Source organism: Lacrimispora sp. 38-1 (genome assembly GCF_049890855.1).
Classification (GTDB): domain Bacteria; phylum Bacillota; class Clostridia; order Lachnospirales; family Lachnospiraceae; genus Lacrimispora.
In genome coordinates this window covers 1-22,279 of record NZ_JBANEW010000032.1, presented here as the reverse complement: position 1 = coordinate 22,279, position 22,279 = coordinate 1, and the positions used below count along the sequence as shown (strand labels likewise).

The following is a 22,279-nucleotide window of genomic DNA, read 5'->3' as shown; positions in this document are numbered from 1 at the left end:
AATATGCGGAAAAAGAGGTTATATGCAGAATAAATTAGGAAATCCCCAAAAAACCATTGAAATCATACAGAAATATGAATTTGCCTTTCAGAAAAAGTTCGGGCAGAACTTTTTAATAGATACCCATGTACTGGATAAAATTATTGCGGCCGCGGGAGTGACAAAGGATGACTGCGTTCTGGAAATCGGACCTGGAATCGGAACCATGACTCAGTATCTTGCAGAAAATGCCGGGCAGGTAGTAGCGGTGGAGATTGATTCAAAGCTGATTCCCATTCTGAATGAGACTCTTGAGGATTATGATAATGTTACCATAATTCATGATGATATCCTTAAGGTTGATATTAATCAGATTGCACAACAGTATAACGGAGGCCGTCCCATTAAGGTAGTAGCGAATCTTCCTTATTACATTACGACTCCTATCATCATGGGACTTTTTGAGGGAAATGTACCCATTGACAACATTACTGTCATGGTACAAAAGGAGGTAGCAGACCGCATGCAGGTAGGCCCTGGATCTAAGGATTACGGAGCCCTGTCTCTGGCTGTTCAGTATTATGCAAAACCTTATATTGTGGCCAATGTTCCCCCTAACTGCTTCATGCCCCGGCCTAATGTTGGATCTGCTGTAATCCGCCTGACCCGGCATAAAAATCCCCCGGTCAATGTGAAGGATCCGGGGTTGATGTTCCGGCTGATCCGGGCCTCGTTTAACCAGAGAAGAAAAACACTTCAAAACGGTTTAAATAATTCTCCTGAGGTACCTTATACCAAAGAACAGATCGCAGATGCCATTGAAAGCCTGGGTCTTTCCCCTTCAGTGAGAGGAGAGGCACTTAATTTAGAGCAGTTTGCGGCAATTGCCAATTTTTTTACAGACATGAAAGAATAGTATAACAGGAGGGCTTATGTCGGATTCGCTTATTACAAAACGTGCGATTGCAGAAGCATTGAAGCAGATATGCAAAGAGAAACCATTTGATAAGATATCCATATCAGATATTACTGCAGTATGTGGTCTGAACCGGCAGACCTTTTATTATCACTATCAGGACAAGTATGAGCTGTTAAGCTGGATTTATTATAATGAAAATTTTGCTGCGATCGCAGATGATATCAGTCTTGAAAACTGGAGTGAAAAAATATATGAGCTTTTAAATAATATGAGGCGGGAAAAAGTTTTCTATATGAACACAATAAAAGAACAAGAGCATACATTTGAGAGTTATCTGTATGAAATGACAAAAGCTTTGTTTTCGGAAGCAATTGAGGTTCTGGATGAGAAGGGCAGACTGACGTATGAAGAACGGGATTTCGATGCGGGATTTTATGCCTACGGTCTTTGCGGGGTAATCATGGAATGGGTGAAAGAAGGAATGAAGATGGAGCCGAAAGAGGTATCCGATCGGTTAAAAAGCCTCGCCAGAGCCACAGAACGGATCGGTTACATTCGCAGCCAGGCGGAGCTTTAAGCCAGTTTCTGTATAATCAGATTCAGGCATTCCTCTATGGAACAACGTTTTATCATAATGAGAAGCTCATCGTAAGTAAAAAGTTCACTCGATGCAGGGCTGAACTTCAGCAGCAGTTCGCTTAAGTTGCGGGCGGTCCGTTCCGGAGCCTTCTGACCATTTTTCAGCTGATGAAGAAGTGCGGTTCTTAAAACGCTTTCCCGTATATGTTTGTGTAATGTACCCGACATGGATTGTCCTCCTTATTCATTATTTTTATTGTAAAAGAATATAATAAAAATTACGATAGACAATATAGAAAAATTGTCTGGTTTTTCGACACCATATTCTGGGTGTCGTTTTTTTATACAGGTATAAAAGCATGTATGGTGACGGAAAAAATGTAGTATGATAATATAAGCTTATCAGCTGATTTAAAATGAGATTGGAGCGTGGATTATGAAGAAGAAAATGGAAAAAAGCAACATGATTAAATTACTTGCACTGGGATTAGCAGCTACAGCAGCGGGAGTGGCCGCCAGGACGCTTTATAAACGGAACGGGGATCTAAAGAAGGTAAAGCAGACTGATGACGGGAAAAATCCGGTGATACCAGAAGGAAAGGCTTATTTTGTGGGAGGCGGGCTTGGAAGTCTTGCAGGAGCAGCTTATTTGATCCGGGATTGCAAAATGCCTGGAAATCAGATTACCATTTTTGAAGGTATGCCAATATTCGGAGGAAGCAATGACGGTATCGGCACGTCAGAAAAGGGGTTTGTCTGCAGGGGCGGGCGTATGCTTAATGAAGAGACCTACGAGAACTTCTGGGAGCTGTTTCGCTCCATTCCCTCTCTTAGCAAACAGGGAAAAAGCGTGACGGAAGAGATTCTGGATTTTGACCATGCCCACCCAACATCAGCCAAAGCACGATTAATTGATAAAGACGGAACGATACTTGATGTGAAGAGCATGGGATTTAACCAGAAAGAGCGGATGGCTCTTTTAAGACTGATGAACACACCTGAGGATAAGCTTGATGATATGACCATTGAAGAATGGTTTGCAGACATGCCCCACTTTTTCGCAACGAATTTCTGGTATATGTGGCAGACCACCTTTGCTTTTCAGAAATGGAGCAGCTTATTTGAGTTCCGCCGTTATATGCGCAGAATGATACTGGAATTTTCCCGTATAGATACCTTGGAGGGTGTTACAAGAACGCCCCTTAATCAGTACGACAGTGTGATTCGCCCACTCGAAGCTTACTTAAGAAAAGAAGGAGTCATATTTGCAGAAAACTGCACTGTAACAGACATCGATTTTGCGGAGGGGGATCAGATCACCGCAAAGGTTCTCCACTTAACTGACCATGGAGTCACACGTGTCCTGGAGCTTGATGATGGCGACATCTGCATTATGACAAATGCATGCATGACAGACAGTGCTACTTTAGGAGATCTCCATACCCCCGCACCGGCTCCTTCTTTAAGGCCGATCTCCGGAGAATTATGGAGTAAAGTGGCAGCTAAAAAGCAGGGACTTGGAAATCCATATCCATTTTTTGGAGATGCCAGTGAGACAAACTGGGAGAGCTTTACCGTGACCAGCAAAGGAAACCGGCTGCTAAAGCTTATAGAGGACTATTCCGGCAATGTTCCTGGCAGCGGAGCTTTAATGACTTTTAAGGATTCCAGCTGGCTTATGAGCATTGTTGTTGCAGCTCAGCCTCATTTTGTCAATCAGCCCATGGATCAGACCATATTCTGGGGATATGGTCTATATACAGATAAATTAGGTGATTATATAAAAAAACCGATGAAAGATTGTACGGGAGAGGAACTTCTTACAGAACTTCTCTGCCACCTTCATATGGAAAACCGAAAAGAAGAGATTATGGCAGATATAATTAATGTAATCCCCTGCATGATGCCTTATGTCGATGCGCAGTTCCAGCCGAGGAAGATGGTTGACCGGCCGGAGGTGGTTCCCGAGGGTTCCACGAACTTTGCCATGGTCAGTCAGTTTGTTGAAATACCGGAGGATATGGTCTTTACTGAAGAGTATTCGGTACGTGCTGCAAGAATTGCCGTTTATACTCTGATGGGGATAGACAAAAAGATCTGCCCCGTTACTCCATATGTAAAAAATCCCAAAGTATTACTGAAGGCACTGCACACTTCCTATCGTTAAAAAAATATATAGAATGTCTTTGTGAGCCAGACGAATGAGGAATGCAAATCGTCTGGCCCTTTGACGCGTTATCGCGCTATCGCCTTACAACACAAGAGTTTAAAGCGAAAAACCTGATTGCATGATTGGTTCTTTTGTGGTATGCTATAACCCGTACTGTCCTTGAAGGACGGACGATAGAACGAACATAGATACGGAGGGAAGTATTATGAAAAAAACAGCACTCGTATTAGCAGCTGTTCTTGTCTCTGGCCTGGTTTTAAGTGCATGCGGAGGTACCGGAAAGTCAGGCACAACGCAGAGCGGCACTGAGAAGACAGAGGCAGCGGCCAATACCTCAACAGGGGGTCTTGACCTGGCAGTAGAAATAGGACCGGATCCGGAAACCATTGATCCAGCTCTCAACTCGGCAATTGATGCATCCAATATGATTTTGCATGCGTTTGAGACACTTCTGACATTTGATGAGAAGAACAATATTGTTCCCGGACAGGCAGAATCCTATGATGTCAGTGATGACGGACTCACCTACACATTTCATTTAAGAGACGGTTTGAAATGGAGTGATGGTTCCGATTTTACTGCTGAGGACTTTGTGTACTCCTGGAAACGTATGGCTGATCCTGCGACTGCAGCACCATATGCAGCGGATATGCTTTCCATGATCAAGGGCTATGATGAAGCAGCAGCAGGAAATATTGATGCCCTGGCAGTTTCTGCACCTGATGCAAAAACCTTTGTAGTTGAGCTTTCTGGTCCTTGTGTATACTTTGACAAGATTATTACTCATGCAAGTATGGCCCCTGTAAAGAAAGATGTAGTCGAAGCGAAAGGTGACCAGTGGTCCCTTACACCTGAAACATATATTTCTAATGGTCCGTTAAAGATGATTGAGTGGGTACCCGGATCTCATATCACATTTGCTAAGAATGAAAATTACTGGAATGCAGATAAGGTTACTTTAAATACATTAAAGTTTGTTCTTATGGAAGATTCCAATGCTGCATACAGCGCATATCAGACAGGTGAGGTTCAGATGATCCGTGATGTTCCAACTGATGAGATTCCAAGCCTTAAGGATTCACCTGAATTCCATTTAGAACCACGAATGGCAACATCCTATACAATTTTCAATACCCAGAAGGAACCATTTACCAATGCGAAAGTCCGCCGTGCATTAAGTCTTGCGGTTGATCGCAGTTACATAGCCGATACCCTTATGATGGGAACTGCACTTCCAGCAGCTAATTTTGTAGGACCTGGAATCTCTGACGAAACGGAAGGTTCTTCTTTTGAAGAGGTAAGCCGTACAAATAATGGCGGAGATTACTTCAGCGTAGATAATTATGAAGCAGATCTGGAAAAGGCAAAAGCACTGCTTGCTGAGGCAGGATATCCAAATGGTGAAGGATTCCCTGTCATCGAATACATGACTAATGATGCCGGCTATAATAAACCAATAGCAGAATACTTGCAGAATGCCTGGAGCGAGCTTGGAATCAGAATGGATATTAAGATTGTGGAGTGGTCCACATTCACGCCTACCCGCCGTGCCGGTGATTTTGAAATCTGCCGCGGAGGCTGGGTATATGATTACGATGATCCATCCAACATGTTGAATCTGCTTTCAACAGAGAGCGGAAACAATGACGGAAAGTATTCCAGTGCGGAAGTAGATAAACTTTTGACTGAGGCCAGAAGCACAGCTGATAAAGCAGAGCATTATAATAAGCTTCATCAGGCAGAAAAGATCATGATGGAAGATGCTGCGGTATCTCCTCTCGTATATTCCAGTGATTTTTATCTGCAGAAACCTGAGGTAAAAGGAACATGGCATTCTCCTTACGGCTATTGGTACTTTATGTACGCAACCATGGAATAGAGTAATAAAAAAACCTGCTGTACGCGGCAATTACCGCCTGACAGCAGGTTTTTTATTATTCTATGGTATCATCATAGAAGGCGCGGATACCGCCGATGTATTTCGGTCTGGTACGGGCTGCAACCACATGGGCAGAACCGATATACTGGGTTTTTATACGCACGGGAACTGCCACAGCTTTTAAATGCATTCCAATCAGTGTATCTCCAATATCAATTCCTGCATGAGCCTTAATGGATTCAACTGCTACCGGATGTTCAAAACCATGATAGGCGGCAAGAGAGAAGGAGCCCCCGGCCTTTAGCTGGGGAACTACATTGACGGGTTCATAATGATAGAATTCTGCCGCTTCCCTTTCTAAAATAAGTGCCCTGTTTAAGTGCTCACAGCACTGGGCAGCCACATAAATTCCCTGTTTATGAAACACTTCATAGATTGCGGAAAATACTGCCTGGCCAATCTCTGCACTGGAATGGGAACCGATTCTGTGATCGGATATCTCACTGGAAGAACAGCCGATGACCACTAAGTCCTTTTCCTTCAAATGTGATGCTTCCAAAAGCTCTTTTGCAGCTTTGCCTGCCTGTTTTCTGATTTCATCCAACATTCTCCGGCACCTTCCTTCCCTGTACGATTATCTTACTGATTATAAAGCCGCACGAATGGCTTCCGCCATTTTCTCATATTCATCATCTGTTAAATATACCTTATCCGGATTCATGGCAAATGTACCGCCCCACTCATCTCCTCCATTGTATTTCGGAACAATGTGCATGTGCAGATGACAGCCGGTATCTCCATAAGCGCCATAATTTACCTTGTCCGGATTAAAAACTTTGTGAATAGCTCTGGATACTTTGGAAACTTCAGCAAAAAATGCATCTCTCTCCTCGTCACTGATATCAATCATCTCGCTGACATGATCTTTATATGCCAGAATAACTCTGCCTTTTTTGCTCTGTTCCTTAAATAAATATAAAAAGCCTGTTTCCATCTCGCAGACAGGATAACCGAATTTGGCAACTAAGTCTCCTTTCATACAATATGCGCAGTTTGGGTCTTTCATAATCATGTACCTTCTTTCCAGTAATTTGTTTTTCATTTCTGAATCTATTTTATCAAAATACAGACAGAATGAAAAGAGAGCACAGCAATTATTTTGTGCCGCATAATAAAAAAGCAGCTTCCTGCCAGGACTCTGGTAAGAAACTGCTTGGTTGTAAGGTTTATTAGTGTCAGGATCTGCTTTTAATATGGGTTGCCACTTTGACATCCTCTTTTTTGATATGGTTGATCAGCCAGCCTGCAATAGCGCTGTTTACTTCGCCGACAAGTGCAACGGTAGGTCCATCTTTATCAAGCTTCTGACAAATTCCTGCAACTACCTTCTTAAATTCTTCATGGTAACGTTTGTGATTTGTATAATCCGGATACTGGCTCTGAAGCTGAAGTTTCTCCTCGTCCCCAAAATGCTTGGCAGTATAATCCTGTAAAAATTTAGTTGTATTAGCCAGCTCTGCACGGCCTTTGCCGGTGGAACATGCAGTTAGTAAATTGTTGATTGCATCAATGAGCTGACGGTGTTCGGAATCAATTAACTGGTTGCCGGTCTCCAGATCTTTAGTAAATGCGTATGCCATAAGTACACCTCTTTCGTTTTAAAATTATGTAACTATATTCTACACTAATAATTCGAAAAAACCAACCGTTAATTTTCGCGCCAGCTCAAATATAAATTTGCCACGACATCCTCGATAGGGGCCTTTTTAATCTCCACATCAAGGATCTGGGGATAGTCGGAAAGCAGCGCCATAACCTTATGAATTCCCAGTATATTCCGGTCAAATTCGTACTCGTGAATTCCGCTGTCTGTTTTTAGAAGTTTCATTCCGGGCAGAGAGAGAGGTGCCTCCTTTGATGCGGTGGTAAGCACAATCCTGTAAAATCCTCCCATCACATTTCGAAGTTCATCAAAGTTACCGTCAAATGCGATCCTTCCCTTGTTAATAAGAACAATTCTCTGGGCCATTTCCTCCAGATCGTCCATATCATGGCTGGTAACGACCACTGTGGTTTTGCTCTCCAGGTTTATCTTCTTTAAAAACCGGATCATCTGCTGTTTTGCAAGAACATCAAGACCAAGTGTGGGTTCATCAAGAAAAATCAGCTCCGGACTGTGCAGAAGAAGCATGGCAATATCCGCCCGCATTCTCTGCCCCAGACTTAATTCCCTGGCAAAAGTTTTTAAAATGTCCGAGAGGTCTAAAAGTTCCGTAACCATCTCAAGGTTTTTGCGGAAGGTGGAATCCGGTATGTTCCATACCTGTTTCTTCCATTCAAAACTGGATATTACCGGATGGTCCCACCACAGTTCTGTACGCTGGCCGAAAAGGACTCCAATATGGCGCATGAGTTTAATCCGGTCTTTGGCAGGATTAAGTCCAAGGACAGAAACAGTTCCCTCTGTAGGCATGAGGATTCCGGAAAGAATCTTTATTGTGGTGCTTTTGCCGGCGCCGTTGGCGCCTGCGTAAGCAACGAATTCGCCCTTTTTTACCTGAAGAGATACCCGGTCAAGAGCTGTTACCACCCGTTTTTCCGGATGGATCAGATTTTTAATGATATCGCGGGCATTGCCGCTTCGCTGCCACTGGCAGTATTCTTTTGTAATATTATCGATGGCCAAAGCCGGAGTATCTTGGAGAACCGTAGGTTTCATAATGTTTCATTCCTTTCTTGAACGTTACAATTGCTATAATCAGAAATATTGCAGCTGCCGCAGGCAGATAAAGTGCTTCGGGAACGAAAACCGCTCCTGTTCCGTATTTCCCGGCCTTTATTAAAAGTGTGGAAGGAAACCACGCACAAAGGCCTACCGGTATAATTGACAAAAAGATGTGCTTTTGAAAGCCTCTCATATTTCCCAGGGGGTAGGTTTTGATGGTAGAAAACAAATCCTTTCCCACGCAAGCTATCTCTTCTGCAGCAGCCGGAGCATAGAACGCCGAGCAGGAGAGCAGGTAAATAAATGACAACACGATCACAATGGAGCATGTACTGTAAAATAGAAACAGCAAAATCATAAAAACATTTATGGGCATTACAGCCCTGGCAGCGCCATAATAAGTAAGCGCTATTCCGAAAATCAGCATAGGAGAACCGGAAACAGGGGAAAAACCCTGTGCTAGAAGCTCTGCCCATATGGGGACCGGCTGGATCATAATGTGATCAAGCTGTCCCCGTCCGATAATCCTGCTGACCATGCCGGTATTATTACCGATAAAAAATACCATATAGATTCCGTCAATGAAGAGAGAGTAGCCCATCATAAACAAAATTTCGTTTTGGTTCATTCCGGAAAAGTTTTTAAAATTAGCAGATAACAGGCATACACCTGCAATGGTGCAGCCACCGCTTACAATATCAGAAACCAGCTGAATAAAAAAATAGCGGGTATCCCTGAGAAACCATAATAAATCCATTTTTGCGTATTGCCTGTAAAGCCTGAATAGTGTTTTAAATTTATCCGCCAAAAGAGATCATCCTTTCTTTGCTTTTTTCAAATACATATATAGCCAGAATCCATAAAACGACAGCCCAGAAAAGCTGGAGTGCCAGAACCTTGGTGGGAAAAATGGCAGTACCCGTGTAGATGGTTAAAGGCCCATGGGCAACGGAACCCAAAGGCAGCAGGGAAAACAGCGTTCCAAGCTTCTCTGGAAATAAGGAAAAGGGGATCATTTCTCCGGAAAGCAGGGAATAAACAGCCTCCCTGACAGCAAGAGCTGCAAAGCAGCCGTTTTTAAGATTCATGGCCAGTGAAGCGAAAAGTAAATCTACCGCAAATCCAATAGTAACTGCCAGTACCAGGCTTATGAGGGAAAGGAACCCAAGACTTAGAGAAGCCGGCAATGGGCTGACAGACAGAACCGGCGCAAAAAGCAATAATGGAATGCCCAGAAATAAAAAGTTGGGAATCCAGAATCTGCCGATCGTTTCGGATATAAAGCTGGCTTCAATAGATACAGGCCTTAGAAAACGCCCGATCACAGACCCCTCCCATAAGGACGAGGTGGCCGGGGAAATAATATTTAATTCCTGATGTAATACAGTAGACATCAGAGTATAGGTCATCAGCTGACCCAAAGAAACGTTTGACGGCAGAGCATTGGTTTTCTCCAGAGCCTTCCAGATAAATGTGAGCAGAACAAACTGGACAATCTGAACAAAGTAGCCTCCGGCTATGCAGAGAAAACCTCCGTCAAAGATTTGTTTCGAGCAGATTAATATTGTGGAGCATACGGCTTTTGAGAGAAAGCCGCAGCCGGACAGAAACGTTTTTACCTGTTTCATAGGTTATATCCTCCATTTTGTGTGTTATGTATTCAAATTGCATTAACGTCCGTTCAGACTGCCGTTTCGAAAAAAACGCACAAAAAAACCCGGTGCAGGAGCATCCGGGCGGAAAATCAACCGAAAAACCAGTGGTAAAAACTACCGGCTAACAGAATGATTTTCAGATGAGACGCTGCCTTTTTCGTAAAAATGGGCGCACTGATACACGGACGCGTCAAAATTACCGAAAACTGCAGAGATATTAACAATATTAGTCCATAATGAAGTAGCCTGAATTGAAATATGTCCCACAGCGTCTCACCTCCTTAAAAAATTTTAGCTTATTATATCACTAAAAGCAAATCACGTCAAGATCAGATCGTTTCCCATCTGGAAAGTGCTGCCTCATCTGCAACGATTATTACATCCGGATGGAGCTGCAGAATGGAGGCAGGAACTTTTGTTGTTACCGGCCCGCAAAGGGCAGTATGAAGAATCTCCGCCTTATCTTCTCCGCTTACCATTAACAGAATTTTTTTCGCTCTGATAATGGTGCCGATTCCCATCGTATAAGCCTGGCGCGGAACCTGGTCAGCAGAAGTGAAGAATCGTTTGTTCGCCTCAATGGTGCTTTCCTGTAAGTCAACAATATGTGTGTCCTTAGGAAATATATCAGATGGCTCATTAAACCCGATGTGACCGTTATGACCAAGACCCAGAATCTGTAAGTCGATACCGCCCAGATTTTTCAGAATTTCTTCATATCTGGCCGCCTCTTTTTCTGCGTCTGCTTCCATTCCGTCAGGAATATGAGTGTTGACTTCATCGATATTTACGTGCTTAAATAAATTCTGCTTCATAAAACAGTAGTAGCTCTGGTCATTGTCTCTGTTAAGTCCCTTGTATTCATCAAGATTTGCTGTCTTTACACGGGAGAAATCCAAATCACCTTTGTTATACCATTCAATCAGCTGTTTATAGGCGCCTACAGGTGTAGAACCAGTAGCAAGACCAAGAACACAGTTTGGTTTCATAATGATCTGAGCAGAGATGATATTTGCTGCCTTTCGGCTCATATCATAGTAGTCTTTCGCACGGTAGAGCTTCATTTTTTTCATCCTCCATATTTTGGAAAAAATTTTTATTTTATTCTTTTATCAGGATATCATTTTTATGTCATAGATGCAATGGCATTTTGCATAAAATAGTGATAAAGGAGTGGTGGCATGTCTAACTATCGAAGACTAATCTCATATATTTATGCCTATGAAGGCGGAATCAAAGGAAAAAACATCGGATTTGCCAAGATAGAGACGAGAGGAATCCAGTGCAAAATTACGGTAAGTGTGAAAAAAATTTATGTAGGCGGTAACGACATTGGAGTATATCTGTTAGCCGGAGAAAAGGAAATTTACCTGGGTAATATTTTCATACGAGGCGGTTCCGGTGAATTCAGAGCCACAGTATCTGTAAATGATATTGAACATTCCGGGATTAATATGGACCAATGTTTTGGACTGACCATACATGATGTAAAAAATACATGGAGATCTTATACTACCATATGGGAGGACGCGGTCGCCCATGCGGCAGAAGTAGATCTGGAGCATACAGATTCTACACTGAAAGAGACCTCTGCAATATCGGAAGAACAGATAAAAGAAGCTGTTCAGGAAATAGAAAAAGAGTTTCCGCTGGAAGATGGCGGCAGTCAGGATACGGAGGAGATGCCTGTTAAAACAGAGAATCTTAAGTCTGAGGATGAAGAGATTGCTCTCCAAACAGAAAGTTCGGTGCCAACCGGGAGTGAGCCAAGCCAGGAAGACCAAGAGACGGAAATTCCCCAGGATGATGACTCCATCATGCCTGAGATCCAGCAAATGACCGGTTCTGTACCGGCAGGTGGGAATACAGGAACCACGGTAACTGGTCCTACGGCAGGCTGGAGGCAGGGAAATCCACCTCCTATCACTGCACCTATGCCGGATCGGCAGCAAAATACCCGACCAGTAATGACCGGACCAATACCCGGCTGGTGGCAGGAGCCCCGTCCGAACGGGCCGATGCCTACCGCCCCCATGCCAACGGGACAGATGCCTACCGGACCGATACAGCCCAGTCCGCGTCCCACAGCACCAATGCCGACAGCACCAATGTCTGCCGAATCCGTACTCACGGATCCGCCAGCTGAGGATGATACCGCTGTACAAAGACAGCAGGAGGCTGTGCCCCTGATGCCAAAACCGATCATTGCCGAGACAGAGGATACTGGATTAAAAGAAACTCTTCAGATGAGTTCCAATACATCCAGTCTGGCCGAGAACGCAGAGGTGCTCCATGAGCCCGATGCAGGAACTACCCGTTTGTATCGTGCAGACGCCGTAATAAAAGAAACAGAAAACCAAAATCAGATTGATCCGAAACTGGGAGATCCGAAGGCACTTGAGCAGCTGCGCCAGAGAGAAAATCTGGAAGAAAATTCACATAGCGTAGTCTGGGATAGACTGAGAAAAGAACATACCAGGATACTGGCATTTGATTATGAAGACGGATGCGAGATCCTGACCATCAAGCCTCAGGATATCGGACTTCTCCCCAGAGATGCATGGGTGTATGGAAATAACAGTTTTTTACTTCATGGTTACTATAATTACCGATACTTAATTCTCGCCAAACTGTTTAATCCTGAAGGAACGCCCCGTTATCTGCTGGGTATCCCGGGTCATTATTACAGCAATGAGCGATATATGGCATCAATGTTCGGCTTTCCTAATTTTGTGCTTTCAAAAGACCAGCCCATTGAAGACGGGCGTTTTGGATTCTGGTATACTGATATAAAAATAGGGGGCTGATAAAGCCCCCTGCTTTACGTCAGAAAGAATCACCCCTAATAAAAGCTCCGGGAAGAAATGGTTTCAATATTTTTAAAAAACCCTGGAGTTCACTGTCAGAAAAAGAGGTATAGCCTGGATATAAAACCTGATCTGAGTCCACATAATTCTGAAGAAAGTACGGGGAATTACCTTCCAGCCATTTACCAATATCCACGAAATCTCCCATAGTATGAATTCCTTTTACAACCGTAGTGCGGAACTCGTAAGGTATATGGTTTTCCATTAAAAATGCTGCACTTTCTTCCACATTTCTTATTTTAAGATCTCCGATCCCTGCAGCTTTTTTATAATGCTCCCGTCCTGATTTAATATCCATGGCTGCATAATCCAGAAGGCCGTCTGTGATCAGTTTCTTTAATACCTCAGGACGATAGCCGTTGGTATCCAGCTTAATAAGATAACCCAGCTCCCGGATTCTCCGGATAAATGATTCAAGCTCTCCGGAGAGTGTAGGTTCTCCTCCTGTAATACAGACACCTTCCAGGATTCCCTTTCTCTTTATAAGAAAATTTATAATTTCTTCTTGTGAGAACAGCGTCTTAGCTTCGCTTCCAATCAATCCACTGTTATGGCAAAAAGGACAGCGGAAATTGCAACCGCCCAGAAAAATCGTCGCAGCTACATGACCCGGATAATCCAGAAGTGTTGTTTTTTGAAGACCGCAAAGCTTCATCTCTTCACCATTCCTTTATTTCATGATATACTAAGGACAAGTATACCACATTAAACAGCAAAGAGGAATAATTATGACCACAGATGAAAAATATATGCGTCAGGCAGTTACACAGGCAAAGAAAGCCGGAGCAGTTGGTGAAGTGCCGATTGGCTGTGTTATTGTATATGAAGATAAAGTCATTGCCAGAGGATACAACCGGCGGACAGCAGATAAAAATGTACTGTCCCATGCAGAGATCCTTGCAATCAGAAAGGCTTGTAAAAAGCTGGGAGACTGGAGACTGGAAGACTGTACGATGTATGTAACTCTGGAACCCTGCCCCATGTGTGCCGGGGCAATTGTCCAGGCCAGAATGAAAAAGGTCGTCATTGGCTGTATGAATCCAAAGGCGGGCTGTGCAGGCTCTGTCCTGGACTTATTTCATGAAAGCGGATTTAATCATCAGGTGGAAATGGAATCCGGGGTTTTGGGTGAGGAATGCACACAGATGATGAAAAAATTTTTTAAAGAATTACGTGATAATAAAAAACAGAAAATGGAAGATACAATTGCCCCGTAAATCCTTGACAATCCCGAGGTTTCCATGTATACTTAACTGCGATTAAGTAATAATACGTCATAAAGTTTCCGTGCAGCCGGGGAGATAGCGGTGCCCTGTACCTGCAATCCGCTCCAGCAGGGGTGATGTCTCACCCAGGGCCGGCTATTGCAGGGCTGCCCCTGATAAGTGACGATGACGTTTGGGTCTTACGCAACAGATCTTCATGAACCGTGTCAGGGCAGGAATGCAGCAGCACTAAGTGGAACCTTCTGTGTGCCGTGAGGGTGCCTGGACCGAGTTAACTGTCAGGGTAACGCCTGTGATAGCGGTTCAAAGTGAGACGCACGGATTAAATATAGTTATCAGGACGCCGGAGAGCAGTGATTTGCTTTGCGGTGTTTTTTCATTTTTAATATTTCCTTACATTATCTTATGAAATAAAGTTTTCCCTTGCCCCACAATCCCCTTTGTATTATAATTGAGAATAAAATGGGTATAATAGTACCTATTTCCAAATAACAAATCTAATCAAAGAAGAGGTGTGCTTTTATGATGAGAATTGGAATTCTTACAAGCGGCGGTGACTGTCAAAGCTTAAATGCTACCATGCGGGGCGTTGCCAAGGCATTATACCGGCTGTTTGACGAAATCGAGATTGTTGGATTTGAAGATGGCTATAAGGGCCTTATTTATGCAAATTACCGCGTGATGAAGCCTGAAGAGTTTTCCGGAATTCTGACAAAAGGGGGAACGATTCTGGGAACCTCCAGACAGCCGTTTAAACTGATGCGGATACCGGACGGGAACGGTCTTGATAAGGTAGAAGCAATGAAGCACACCTATAGAAACTTAAAGCTGGAGTGTCTGGTCGTTCTTGGCGGCAACGGCAGCCAGAAGACAGCCAACCTCTTACGGGAGGAAGGGTTAAATGTTGTATCGCTGCCAAAGACCATAGATAATGACTTATGGGGTACGGACATAACCTTTGGCTTCCAGAGTGCGGTTAATGTGGCGACTAACGCCATTGACTGTATTCATACAACGGCTGCTTCCCATGGACGAGTCTTTATTGTTGAAGTTATGGGTCATAAGGTAGGCTGGCTGACTCTCTATGCGGGGATCGCCGGAGGAGCCGACATTATTCTGGTTCCGGAGATTCCATATGATCTGGATGTAATTATAGAAGCTTTAAAGAAAAGAACCGGAGAAGGAAAGAAATTTTCCATCATTGCCGTTGCAGAAGGTGCGATTTCCAAAGAGAATGCGGTCCTGACGAAAAAAGAACTGAAAGAAAAAAAGAAGAGCGGCGTGATTTATCCTTCTGTGGCCTATGAGATCGGAGCCCAGATCACGGAACGGACTGGACAGGAAGTCAGGGTTACCGTTCCGGGTCATATGCAGAGGGGCGGAGAGCCATGTCCTTATGACAGAGTAATTTCCACCCGCCTTGGGGCAGAAGCAGCAAAACTGATAAAGAACAGGGAATACGGCTACATGGTGGCAGTCAAAAACAATGAGATTGTTAAGGCGCCCTTAGCCGAGGTGGCCGGTAAATTAAAGACCGTCGATCCGGAATGTTCCATCGTTAAGGAAGCCAAGATGATAGGAATCAGCTTCGGCGACAAATAAGGAGTAACAGGCATGTCATATACGGCATTATATCGGAAATGGCGCCCTTCATCCTTTGCAGATGTGAAGGGGCAGGACCATATTGTGCAAACACTTAAAAACCAGATTATATCCCAGCGTATCGGGCATGCATATCTGTTCTGCGGAACTCGGGGAACCGGTAAAACCAGTATCGCAAAGATTTTCGCGAAAGCAGTCAATTGTGAGCAGCCGGCAGATGGCAGTCCATGCGGGGAATGCCGGACCTGCAGGAATATAGCAGCAGGTGCTTCTCTGAATGTTGTTGAGATTGATGCGGCATCTAATAATGGTGTGGAAAACATCCGGGAGATCAGGGAGCAGGTCCAGTATCCGCCTACAGAAGGAAAATACCGGGTTTATATTATCGATGAGGTTCATATGCTTTCTACCGGAGCATTTAATGCGCTGCTGAAAACTCTGGAAGAACCTCCTTCGTATGTTATATTTATTCTGGCGACAACAGAAGTGCACAAGATTCCCGTCACAGTATTATCCAGATGTCAGCGCTATGATTTCAAACGGATCACGGTTGAGACAATTGCAGAACATCTGAAAGAACTTACAGAAGCGGAACAGATCCGGGTAGAGGAGAAAGCACTGAATTACATTGCAAAGTCGGCAGACGGAGCTTTGAGAGACGCATTAAGCCTGTTGGATCAGTGTATCGCTTTCCATTACGGGGAGCTTCTTACCTATGACAATGTACTTGATGTACTAGGTGCAGTGGATATCACGGTATTTGGAAGGCTTTTCAGAGCTGTTGCACAAAATAAAACCAAAGACTGTATCACATGTCTGGAAGATATGGTGATACAGGGGAGAGAATTGGGGCAGTTTGTAGTTGATTTTATCTGGTATTTAAGGAATCTGCTTATCATTAAATCCGTGGACGACGGGGAGAACCTGCTTGATATGTCAACGGAGAACCAGAATTTTTTAAGAGAAGACAGTGCGCTTGCGGATCATGAGACACTTCTCCGGTATATCCGTGTGTTCTCAGATTTATCCAATCAGCTGCGCTACGCTTCCCAAAAGCGTGTACTCATAGAAGTTGCGCTCATCAAGCTGACACGTCCGCAGATGGAGCAGAATTATGATTCCATTCTTCAACGGCTTAAAAGCATTGAACAGCAGCTGGAGAGCGGAACATTTCTTCAAAAGGGCGAAGGAGCAGCTTCTTTATCTGCCGAATCGGGGTCAGGTAATGCAGAGTCCGATCCCCTGACTCCGGCCCAGAGAGTTGCACTTCCCCAGGGGCAGTTGGAAGACTTAAATCTGATCCGAAGTGACTGGGGAAAAATCATACGGGAGCTGGGTGGTCCCATACGTGCCAGTTTTCGGGAAACGGTGGTTGAACCGGCTGGTGAGAGCCGCCTTTGTGTCGTCTTTTCTGATCAGAGTAATTACATGATCGGAAGCCGAGAAACTACAATTGCGGAGATTGAACGGTATGTGGAAGATCATTATAAAAAATCCATTGCTTTTCAGACAAGGCTCAGGGGCGGAGGCGAACGTATGGATACCATTTACGTCAGCGACGAAGAATTAAAAGCCAATATTTTAATGGATATTACAATAGAAGAATAAAATGATTATGAAAATATAGGAGGATATACACCATGGCAAAACGTGGCGGTTTTCCAGGCGCTATGCCTGGCAATATGAATAATTTAATGAAGCAGGCACAGAAGATGCAGCGTCAGATGGAAGAGACAACAAAAGCTCTTGAAGAGAAGGAATATACAGCTGCAGCAGGCGGTGGAGCGGTTTCTGTCACAGTTTCCGGCAAAAAAGAAGTGACTTCCGTAAAATTATCCCAGGAAGTGGTTGATCCCGATGACATTGAGATGCTGGAAGATTTAATTATGGCGGCTACCAATGAAGCATTCCGCCAGATGGAAGAAGACAGCAGTTCTGCCATGTCTAAATTAACCGGTGGAATGGGTGGATTAGGCGGAGGCTTTCCGTTCTAACTATGGATTACTACAGCAGTCAGATAACCAGATTAATTGAAGAGCTTTCAAAGCTTCCCGGCATTGGCAGTAAATCTGCACAGCGCCTGGCGTTCCATATTATTAATATGCCGGAAGAACAGGTAACAGGTCTTGCTTCATCCATAACCGAAGCAAAACGTAACGTGCATTACTGCAAAGAATGTTTTACCTTGACGGATCAGGAGCGCTGCCCCATTTGCAAGAGTGAGAAACGCAATCATAAGGTGATTATGGTGGTGGAAGATACCAGAGATTTAGCTGCCTATGAAAAAACCGGAAAGTTTGAAGGCGTTTACCATGTGCTCCATGGAGCCATATCCCCTATGCTGGGAATCGGACCTGGAGATATAAAGCTGAAAGAATTAATGCAGAGGCTGCAGGGAGATGTGGAAGAAGTAATCATTGCCACGAATTCCAGTCTCGAAGGTGAGACAACAGCCATGTATATCAGTAAGCTGATCAAACCTACAGGAATCAGGGTTACCCGCATAGCCAGCGGTGTTCCCGTTGGCGGAGACTTAGAGTACATAGATGAGGTGACATTGTTACGGGCTCTGGAGGGCAGAGTCGAACTGTAACTCATTTGCCTTGTTAGGAGATGCAAAGAATGGATAAGTACGAGTTTAATATAAAAGTTGAACAAATTAAAAAACTGGTCGGCAAAAACGACTATGAGACGGCTATGAAGATCGCCGATACAATCGACTGGAGAAGAGTCCGCAACACCAATTTGCTTTCCATGGTAGCCATGGTATACGAAAAAAATGAAGATTATCAGGAGGCAAAAGAGATCCTTTTACAGGCCTTTGAGCGGGCCCCTATTGGAAAAAGGCTTCTCTATAAACTGGCCGAGCTTGCAGTCAAAGAGGGTAATATCGAAGAAGCAGAAAGCTATTACAAGGAATTCGGAGATCTGGCTTCTGAAGATCCCAGGCAGCAGCTCCTCCGCTATATGATTTTAAAAGCAAAAGGGGCGCCGGCCCAGCAGCTCATTCATTCACTTGAATCCTACACCAGTGTGGAGCTTGATGAAAAATGGCTTTACGAGCTGGCGGAGCTTTACAGTCTTGCCGGTATGGCGGAGCGCTGTGTAGAAACCTGTGACCGCATTATGCTGATGTTTGGACTTGGAAAATATGTGGAAAAGGCAATGGACTTAAAAGTACAGTATGCTCCCCTGACAAATTATCAGATGGATCTGATAGAAAACAGAGACAAATATGAAGCCAGGCTCCGGGCAGTTGAGCAGGAGTATGGAACCGGGAAAAAAGTCAGCGTGCAGCTGGAACCGGAAATTGATTATTATCAGGAAGAACCGGAAGCCGGTCAGTACACCAACATGGTGTATGAGGAGTCGGTGGAAGATGATTATGAAGCCAGCATGCAGGATGCGGAAGTCCAGGAATCTCTTGCAAGGGAAATGTCCAAGATTTCCTATGATGAACCAGTCAATGAAGCAGAGCCGGCTGCGGAGCATACCAGAGTACTGGAAGATATCCGTAGAGTTGGACACAACATATCTGTATTCCCCAGATCAGTGGAAAACTATATACCGGAAGAGGAAGAAGAGGAAAAGCACTCGGAGCCAATCATCGAAGAGGAAGAACCCCAGAATTTCGGTCAGGAGATCTACGGAACCCAGTCAGCTGCTACTGCAGAAAGTGATGAAGACTATGATCTGCCTCAGGAAGACAGTTTTGATAATGAGGAAGAACAATATTCTAATTACTATGAGGCAGAAGAAACTGAGTTCCCAGAGGCTGACGGAAGCGGTTATAATTTCCCTCAGGCAGAAGAGGAAGAGCTTGATTTTGAAGAGTTGTACGGAGAAGAGGATGAAGAGGACATTCCGGAGACGCCTGTTCGTAATCACCTCATGATTGAAGCCAGGACTCCGGAAAAAGGACTTCAGATGGCAGTGGAAGCATTAAAGCAGATCCACAGGGAAAGCGGTGTGAACAATCCTGTTGCCAAGATCACTGGAGCAAAGCTGTCTAATCGGGGTGTCTTTGCATCTGCGGACAGGCTTACCGGAAAAGATCTGGTAATAGAAGAAGCTGGCGATTTAACACCACAGGCTCTTGATGAATTAAACCAGCTCATGGAAAGAGATGCAAGCGGAATGATCGTAGTACTGATCGATAATCCTAAACAGATGGAAGCGCTGCATCAGGATCACCCGGTTCTGGCGAGTAAATTCGAATGCATTGGAACCGGAGAAGAAGTTTCGGCTCCTGATCCCGTGCCTGCAGACAGTGATGCCGGAGTAATCAGGGGAAGAGATATGTATCAGCAAGATCCGGTAATCCAAAACAGTACTGTGGAATATCAGCAGAGTCAGGAGTATAATTACTCTGGCTATGATGAGTATGAACAGGAGAGCGGCTATGATGAGGAAGATTTTTACGATGAGCCTGTGGACGAGCCCTCCTCCAGACAACAGGCTGGACCAGTATATTCTGATGAGGAAATGGATATCGATGAATTTGCTCAGTATGCCTGCAGATACGCCAATGAGATTGACTGCAACATTACCGGGAAGAGCATGCTTGCACTCTACGAGAGAATTGAAATCATGGAGGAAGATGGCGTTCCTTTAAACAGAGCTAATGCAGAAGGTCTGATTGAAGAGGCCGCAGACCGTGCTGAAAAACCAACCGTTGGAAAGCGAATCAAGGGTCTGTTCTCTACAAAATACGATAAAGATGGATTGCTTATTTTAAAAGAGGAACATTTTATTTATTAAATGGAGATAAAACGTGGATATTAAACTCATTGCGATTGATCTGGACGGAACCTTGTTAAACAGCAGAAAATGTTTGTCTGATCATAATCGTGAAGCTCTGAAAAGCTGTATCCGTAAAGGAATACACATTGTTCCATGTACCGGACGGACCGTTGATGGAATACCCGCTGAGGTAAAAGACATACCCGGAATCCGGTATGCCATCACCACCAACGGTGCTGTCATTGAGGACATGAAAGAAAATATAGTAATAGATACCAGGATGCTGACCTGTGATCTTGCATTGGAGCTCTTGCGGTTTGTGGATCCGTACCGTGTGATGTACGATCCATACATAGAAAGACGTGGGATCACGGAATCCCGTTTCATCGATCATTTGCCAGAGTTTGCTTTGACTCCTGAGCTGCAGGATCTGGTTCGAAATACCCGAGATATCTGCCCTAACATTATAGAGTTCGTAGAAAAGGCCAATAAGCCAGTTGAAAAGATCAATCTGTTTTTTCCTGATATGGAAGAAAGAGCGAAGCTGAGGGCAGAGCTGGAAAAAAGAAATGACATTCTGGTTACCTCGTCGATTTCCAATAATCTGGAGATCAACGCACTTGATGCAACAAAAGGGGATGCGATCATTCGGCTTTCATCCCATCTGGGAATCAGCCCCAGTCAAACCATGGGAATCGGTGACGGAGAGAATGATTTTACCATGATATTAAAAGCCGGAGTCGGAGTTGCCATGAAAAATGGCAGCAAAGAGCTCATTGAAGCAGCAGACTATGTAACGGAGACCAATGATGAGGACGGAGTAGCTTCTGCCATCAGGAATTTGGTATTGGAAATGAAAATATGACGAGACTGTATATGGAAAACTGGTTATCTGTGATTGCCGGAGTATATCTGCTTGGGATGGTTCTTTACGGACATCACAGAGGATTTATCCGGCTGGTTGTATCAATATTTGCAATGATTTTATCTTTGACCATTGTTCGTGTATCACTGCCAGCTGTAACCACTTATTTAAAAGAGAACACGACTCTTCAGCAGACAGTAGCTCAGAATATCGTAAAGGCAGCAGGTCTTGGGCAGGAACAGAGTTCCCAGGAAGAGACCTCAGACAAGCCGTCTGCTCAAAGAACGATTATAGAGAACCTGAATTTACCTCGTACGGTTAAGTCAGCGCTGATTGAAAATAACAACAGCGAGATTTATCAGATGATGGGAGTCCAGGCGTTCACTGATTATGTAGGGAACTATCTTGCAGATACAATTATTAATTCAGCCGGATTTGTTTTGCTGTTTGCGGCTGTTTATCTGGCATCAAAGCTGGTTATCAGATGGCTGGATATTATTGCAAGACTTCCTATTATATCGGGAATTAATAAAATAGCAGGAGCGATTGCCGGCGGTCTTGAGGGATTGTTGTTCCTTTGGCTGGCATGTCTGCTTGTTACTGCATTCTCTGGTACAGAATGGGGTATGATTATTACACGGCAGATTGAGTCCAGTCAATGGCTGTCGTTTCTTTACAGCCACAATCTTCTGAACCTGATGGTTATGGGGGTATTGCGTGGACTAATTTGAGAAAATAATTGTATTTATGATATATGCAATTAAAACAAATCTGCAGGTTAAAGGCCTAAATGCCTTTTCTGCAGTTTTTTGTTTTCATCCCAAGATATAGAGAAATTCCGTAAAAACGTATATATATAGTAGTGAAAATAAGACTCAAAAAATTGTATCAATAAATGACACAAATCTCCTTGACAATCTCCTGGGTACATGTTATATTATAGTTCCGATGCGGAACATACCGCAAAGGCAATCAAATTATACCGATTGAAAAAGTAAAAAAAGTTGTTGACAAAGAAACGGCAACGTGATAGAATAAATGAGTTGCTGATCGAGAGAGAACAACAAAAA

Annotated in this window: 22 protein-coding genes and 1 other RNA gene; 14 read left to right on the top strand and 9 right to left on the bottom strand. The window is 44.0% G+C overall.

Annotated elements, in window-relative coordinates:
* Positions 1-22 precede the first annotated feature (22 nt).
* Together rsmA and V7D18_RS07235 are read left to right on the top strand one after the other, a co-directional pair.
* Complete coding sequence (gene rsmA, locus V7D18_RS07240; protein ID WP_426152887.1) at positions 23-895, top strand: 16S rRNA (adenine(1518)-N(6)/adenine(1519)-N(6))-dimethyltransferase RsmA; 873 nt, start codon at positions 23-25, stop codon at positions 893-895.
* A 16-nt stretch (positions 896-911) separates the two neighbouring features.
* Positions 912-1,475, top strand: coding sequence for a TetR/AcrR family transcriptional regulator C-terminal domain-containing protein (locus V7D18_RS07235; protein WP_426152885.1), 564 nt, complete (start codon positions 912-914; stop codon positions 1,473-1,475).
* Here V7D18_RS07235 and V7D18_RS07230 read toward each other — a convergent pair.
* Positions 1,472-1,705, bottom strand: coding sequence for a hypothetical protein (locus V7D18_RS07230; RefSeq protein WP_426152883.1), 234 nt, complete (start codon positions 1,703-1,705; stop codon positions 1,472-1,474). The two genes, V7D18_RS07235 and V7D18_RS07230, sit on opposite strands and share 4 nt — an antisense overlap.
* Positions 1,706-1,913: 208 nt before the next feature.
* Here V7D18_RS07230 and V7D18_RS07225 point away from each other — a divergent pair, with 208 nt between their 5' ends.
* Both V7D18_RS07225 and V7D18_RS07220 read left to right on the top strand, forming a co-directional pair.
* Positions 1,914-3,644, top strand: a complete 1,731-nt coding sequence (locus V7D18_RS07225) for an oleate hydratase (protein ID WP_426152881.1) — start codon at positions 1,914-1,916, stop codon at positions 3,642-3,644.
* A gap of 208 nt (positions 3,645-3,852) precedes the next feature.
* Complete coding sequence (locus tag V7D18_RS07220) at positions 3,853-5,526, top strand: peptide ABC transporter substrate-binding protein (RefSeq protein WP_426152879.1); 1,674 nt, start codon at positions 3,853-3,855, stop codon at positions 5,524-5,526.
* Positions 5,527-5,581: 55 nt separating this feature from the next.
* Here the strand turns inward: V7D18_RS07220 and V7D18_RS07215 are convergent, their stop codons facing one another.
* The 7 genes from V7D18_RS07215 to nagB all read right to left on the bottom strand — a co-directional run bounded on the left by V7D18_RS07215 (position 5,582) and on the right by nagB (position 10,970).
* Entirely contained in the window at positions 5,582-6,133 is a 552-nt protein-coding gene (locus V7D18_RS07215; RefSeq protein WP_117420105.1) for a TIGR01440 family protein, read from the bottom strand.
* A 39-nt stretch (positions 6,134-6,172) separates the two neighbouring features.
* The gene (locus tag V7D18_RS07210; protein WP_288827384.1) at positions 6,173-6,592 is read right to left on the bottom strand and encodes an HIT family protein; all 420 of its coding nucleotides are present in this window, start codon (positions 6,590-6,592) and stop codon (positions 6,173-6,175) included.
* A 169-nt stretch (positions 6,593-6,761) separates the two neighbouring features.
* Complete coding sequence (locus V7D18_RS07205; protein WP_426152877.1) at positions 6,762-7,166, bottom strand: bacteriohemerythrin; 405 nt, start codon at positions 7,164-7,166, stop codon at positions 6,762-6,764.
* A 68-nt stretch (positions 7,167-7,234) separates the two neighbouring features.
* Complete coding sequence (locus V7D18_RS07200) at positions 7,235-8,245, bottom strand: ABC transporter ATP-binding protein (RefSeq protein WP_426152875.1); 1,011 nt, start codon at positions 8,243-8,245, stop codon at positions 7,235-7,237.
* Positions 8,199-9,059, bottom strand: coding sequence for an ABC-2 family transporter protein (locus tag V7D18_RS07195; protein ID WP_426152873.1), 861 nt, complete (start codon positions 9,057-9,059; stop codon positions 8,199-8,201). Before V7D18_RS07195 ends, V7D18_RS07200 begins: the two co-directional genes overlap by 47 nt.
* On the bottom strand, positions 9,049-9,879 hold the full coding sequence (locus V7D18_RS07190) for a hypothetical protein (protein ID WP_426152871.1): 831 nt from the start codon (positions 9,877-9,879) through the stop codon (positions 9,049-9,051). The genes V7D18_RS07195 and V7D18_RS07190 overlap by 11 nt, the downstream gene beginning before the upstream one ends.
* Positions 9,880-10,235: 356 nt before the next feature.
* Positions 10,236-10,970 (bottom strand): glucosamine-6-phosphate deaminase, encoded by a 735-nt coding sequence (gene nagB / locus V7D18_RS07185; RefSeq protein WP_426152869.1) that lies wholly within the window; start codon positions 10,968-10,970, stop codon positions 10,236-10,238.
* A gap of 117 nt (positions 10,971-11,087) precedes the next feature.
* On the opposite strand from nagB, the gene V7D18_RS07180 reads away from it, so the two are divergent.
* Complete coding sequence (locus V7D18_RS07180) at positions 11,088-12,713, top strand: DUF6128 domain-containing protein (RefSeq protein ID WP_426152867.1); 1,626 nt, start codon at positions 11,088-11,090, stop codon at positions 12,711-12,713.
* A 19-nt stretch (positions 12,714-12,732) separates the two neighbouring features.
* Here the strand turns inward: V7D18_RS07180 and V7D18_RS07175 are convergent, their stop codons facing one another.
* On the bottom strand, positions 12,733-13,428 hold the full coding sequence (locus V7D18_RS07175) for an anaerobic ribonucleoside-triphosphate reductase activating protein (RefSeq protein WP_426152865.1): 696 nt from the start codon (positions 13,426-13,428) through the stop codon (positions 12,733-12,735).
* A 73-nt stretch (positions 13,429-13,501) separates the two neighbouring features.
* Between V7D18_RS07175 and tadA the strand changes: the two genes are divergently transcribed.
* The 9 genes from tadA (at position 13,502) to V7D18_RS07130 (ending at position 21,940) form a co-directional block, all read left to right on the top strand.
* Positions 13,502-13,990: a tRNA adenosine(34) deaminase TadA gene (gene tadA, locus V7D18_RS07170; RefSeq protein WP_426152863.1), complete on the top strand. Its 489-nt coding sequence runs from the start codon at positions 13,502-13,504 to the stop codon at positions 13,988-13,990.
* Between the two features lie 68 nt (positions 13,991-14,058).
* An RNA gene (ffs, locus tag V7D18_RS07165) (signal recognition particle sRNA large type) lies at positions 14,059-14,320 on the top strand.
* A gap of 201 nt (positions 14,321-14,521) precedes the next feature.
* A complete protein-coding gene (locus tag V7D18_RS07160) occupies positions 14,522-15,601 on the top strand; it encodes a 6-phosphofructokinase (RefSeq protein ID WP_426152861.1) in 1,080 nt (359 codons plus the stop codon).
* Positions 15,602-15,613: 12 nt separating this feature from the next.
* Positions 15,614-17,209 carry a DNA polymerase III subunit gamma/tau gene (dnaX, locus tag V7D18_RS07155; protein ID WP_426152859.1) on the top strand — a complete coding sequence of 532 codons (1,596 nt, stop codon included), beginning with the start codon at positions 15,614-15,616 and terminating at the stop codon, positions 17,207-17,209.
* Between the two features lie 32 nt (positions 17,210-17,241).
* The gene (locus tag V7D18_RS07150) at positions 17,242-17,595 is read left to right on the top strand and encodes a YbaB/EbfC family nucleoid-associated protein (RefSeq protein ID WP_117420068.1); all 354 of its coding nucleotides are present in this window, start codon (positions 17,242-17,244) and stop codon (positions 17,593-17,595) included.
* 2 nt (positions 17,596-17,597) lie between these two features.
* Complete coding sequence (recR, locus tag V7D18_RS07145) at positions 17,598-18,194, top strand: recombination mediator RecR (RefSeq protein ID WP_097006959.1); 597 nt, start codon at positions 17,598-17,600, stop codon at positions 18,192-18,194.
* Positions 18,195-18,223: 29 nt separating this feature from the next.
* On the top strand, positions 18,224-20,362 hold the full coding sequence (locus V7D18_RS07140) for a tetratricopeptide repeat protein (RefSeq protein ID WP_426152856.1): 2,139 nt from the start codon (positions 18,224-18,226) through the stop codon (positions 20,360-20,362).
* A gap of 13 nt (positions 20,363-20,375) precedes the next feature.
* Positions 20,376-21,209, top strand: a complete 834-nt coding sequence (locus V7D18_RS07135) for a Cof-type HAD-IIB family hydrolase (protein ID WP_426152854.1) — start codon at positions 20,376-20,378, stop codon at positions 21,207-21,209.
* The gene (locus tag V7D18_RS07130; RefSeq protein WP_426152852.1) at positions 21,206-21,940 is read left to right on the top strand and encodes a CvpA family protein; all 735 of its coding nucleotides are present in this window, start codon (positions 21,206-21,208) and stop codon (positions 21,938-21,940) included. The genes V7D18_RS07135 and V7D18_RS07130 overlap by 4 nt, the downstream gene beginning before the upstream one ends.
* Positions 21,941-22,279: the final 339 nt, after the last annotated feature.

Bases quoted from the DNA above. Each gene is read 5' to 3' on its own strand.
- rsmA (WP_426152887.1), top strand. From the start codon at position 23: ATGCAGAATAAATTAGGAAATCCCCAAAAAACCATTGAAATCATACAG.
- V7D18_RS07235 (WP_426152885.1), top strand. From the start codon at position 912: ATGTCGGATTCGCTTATTACAAAACGTGCGATTGCAGAAGCATTGAAG.
- V7D18_RS07230 (WP_426152883.1), bottom strand. From the start codon at position 1,705: ATGTCGGGTACATTACACAAACATATACGGGAAAGCGTTTTAAGAACC.
- V7D18_RS07225 (WP_426152881.1), top strand. From the start codon at position 1,914: ATGAAGAAGAAAATGGAAAAAAGCAACATGATTAAATTACTTGCACTG.
- V7D18_RS07220 (WP_426152879.1), top strand. From the start codon at position 3,853: ATGAAAAAAACAGCACTCGTATTAGCAGCTGTTCTTGTCTCTGGCCTG.
- V7D18_RS07215 (WP_117420105.1), bottom strand. From the start codon at position 6,133: ATGTTGGATGAAATCAGAAAACAGGCAGGCAAAGCTGCAAAAGAGCTT.
- V7D18_RS07210 (WP_288827384.1), bottom strand. From the start codon at position 6,592: ATGAAAGACCCAAACTGCGCATATTGTATGAAAGGAGACTTAGTTGCC.
- V7D18_RS07205 (WP_426152877.1), bottom strand. From the start codon at position 7,166: ATGGCATACGCATTTACTAAAGATCTGGAGACCGGCAACCAGTTAATT.
- V7D18_RS07200 (WP_426152875.1), bottom strand. From the start codon at position 8,245: ATGAAACCTACGGTTCTCCAAGATACTCCGGCTTTGGCCATCGATAAT.
- V7D18_RS07190 (WP_426152871.1), bottom strand. From the start codon at position 9,879: ATGAAACAGGTAAAAACGTTTCTGTCCGGCTGCGGCTTTCTCTCAAAA.
- nagB (WP_426152869.1), bottom strand. From the start codon at position 10,970: ATGAAGCTCTACCGTGCGAAAGACTACTATGATATGAGCCGAAAGGCA.
- V7D18_RS07180 (WP_426152867.1), top strand. From the start codon at position 11,088: ATGTCTAACTATCGAAGACTAATCTCATATATTTATGCCTATGAAGGC.
- V7D18_RS07175 (WP_426152865.1), bottom strand. From the start codon at position 13,428: ATGAAGCTTTGCGGTCTTCAAAAAACAACACTTCTGGATTATCCGGGT.
- tadA (WP_426152863.1), top strand. From the start codon at position 13,502: ATGACCACAGATGAAAAATATATGCGTCAGGCAGTTACACAGGCAAAG.
- V7D18_RS07160 (WP_426152861.1), top strand. From the start codon at position 14,522: ATGATGAGAATTGGAATTCTTACAAGCGGCGGTGACTGTCAAAGCTTA.
- dnaX (WP_426152859.1), top strand. From the start codon at position 15,614: ATGTCATATACGGCATTATATCGGAAATGGCGCCCTTCATCCTTTGCA.
- V7D18_RS07150 (WP_117420068.1), top strand. From the start codon at position 17,242: ATGGCAAAACGTGGCGGTTTTCCAGGCGCTATGCCTGGCAATATGAAT.
- recR (WP_097006959.1), top strand. From the start codon at position 17,598: ATGGATTACTACAGCAGTCAGATAACCAGATTAATTGAAGAGCTTTCA.
- V7D18_RS07140 (WP_426152856.1), top strand. From the start codon at position 18,224: ATGGATAAGTACGAGTTTAATATAAAAGTTGAACAAATTAAAAAACTG.
- V7D18_RS07130 (WP_426152852.1), top strand. From the start codon at position 21,206: ATGACGAGACTGTATATGGAAAACTGGTTATCTGTGATTGCCGGAGTA.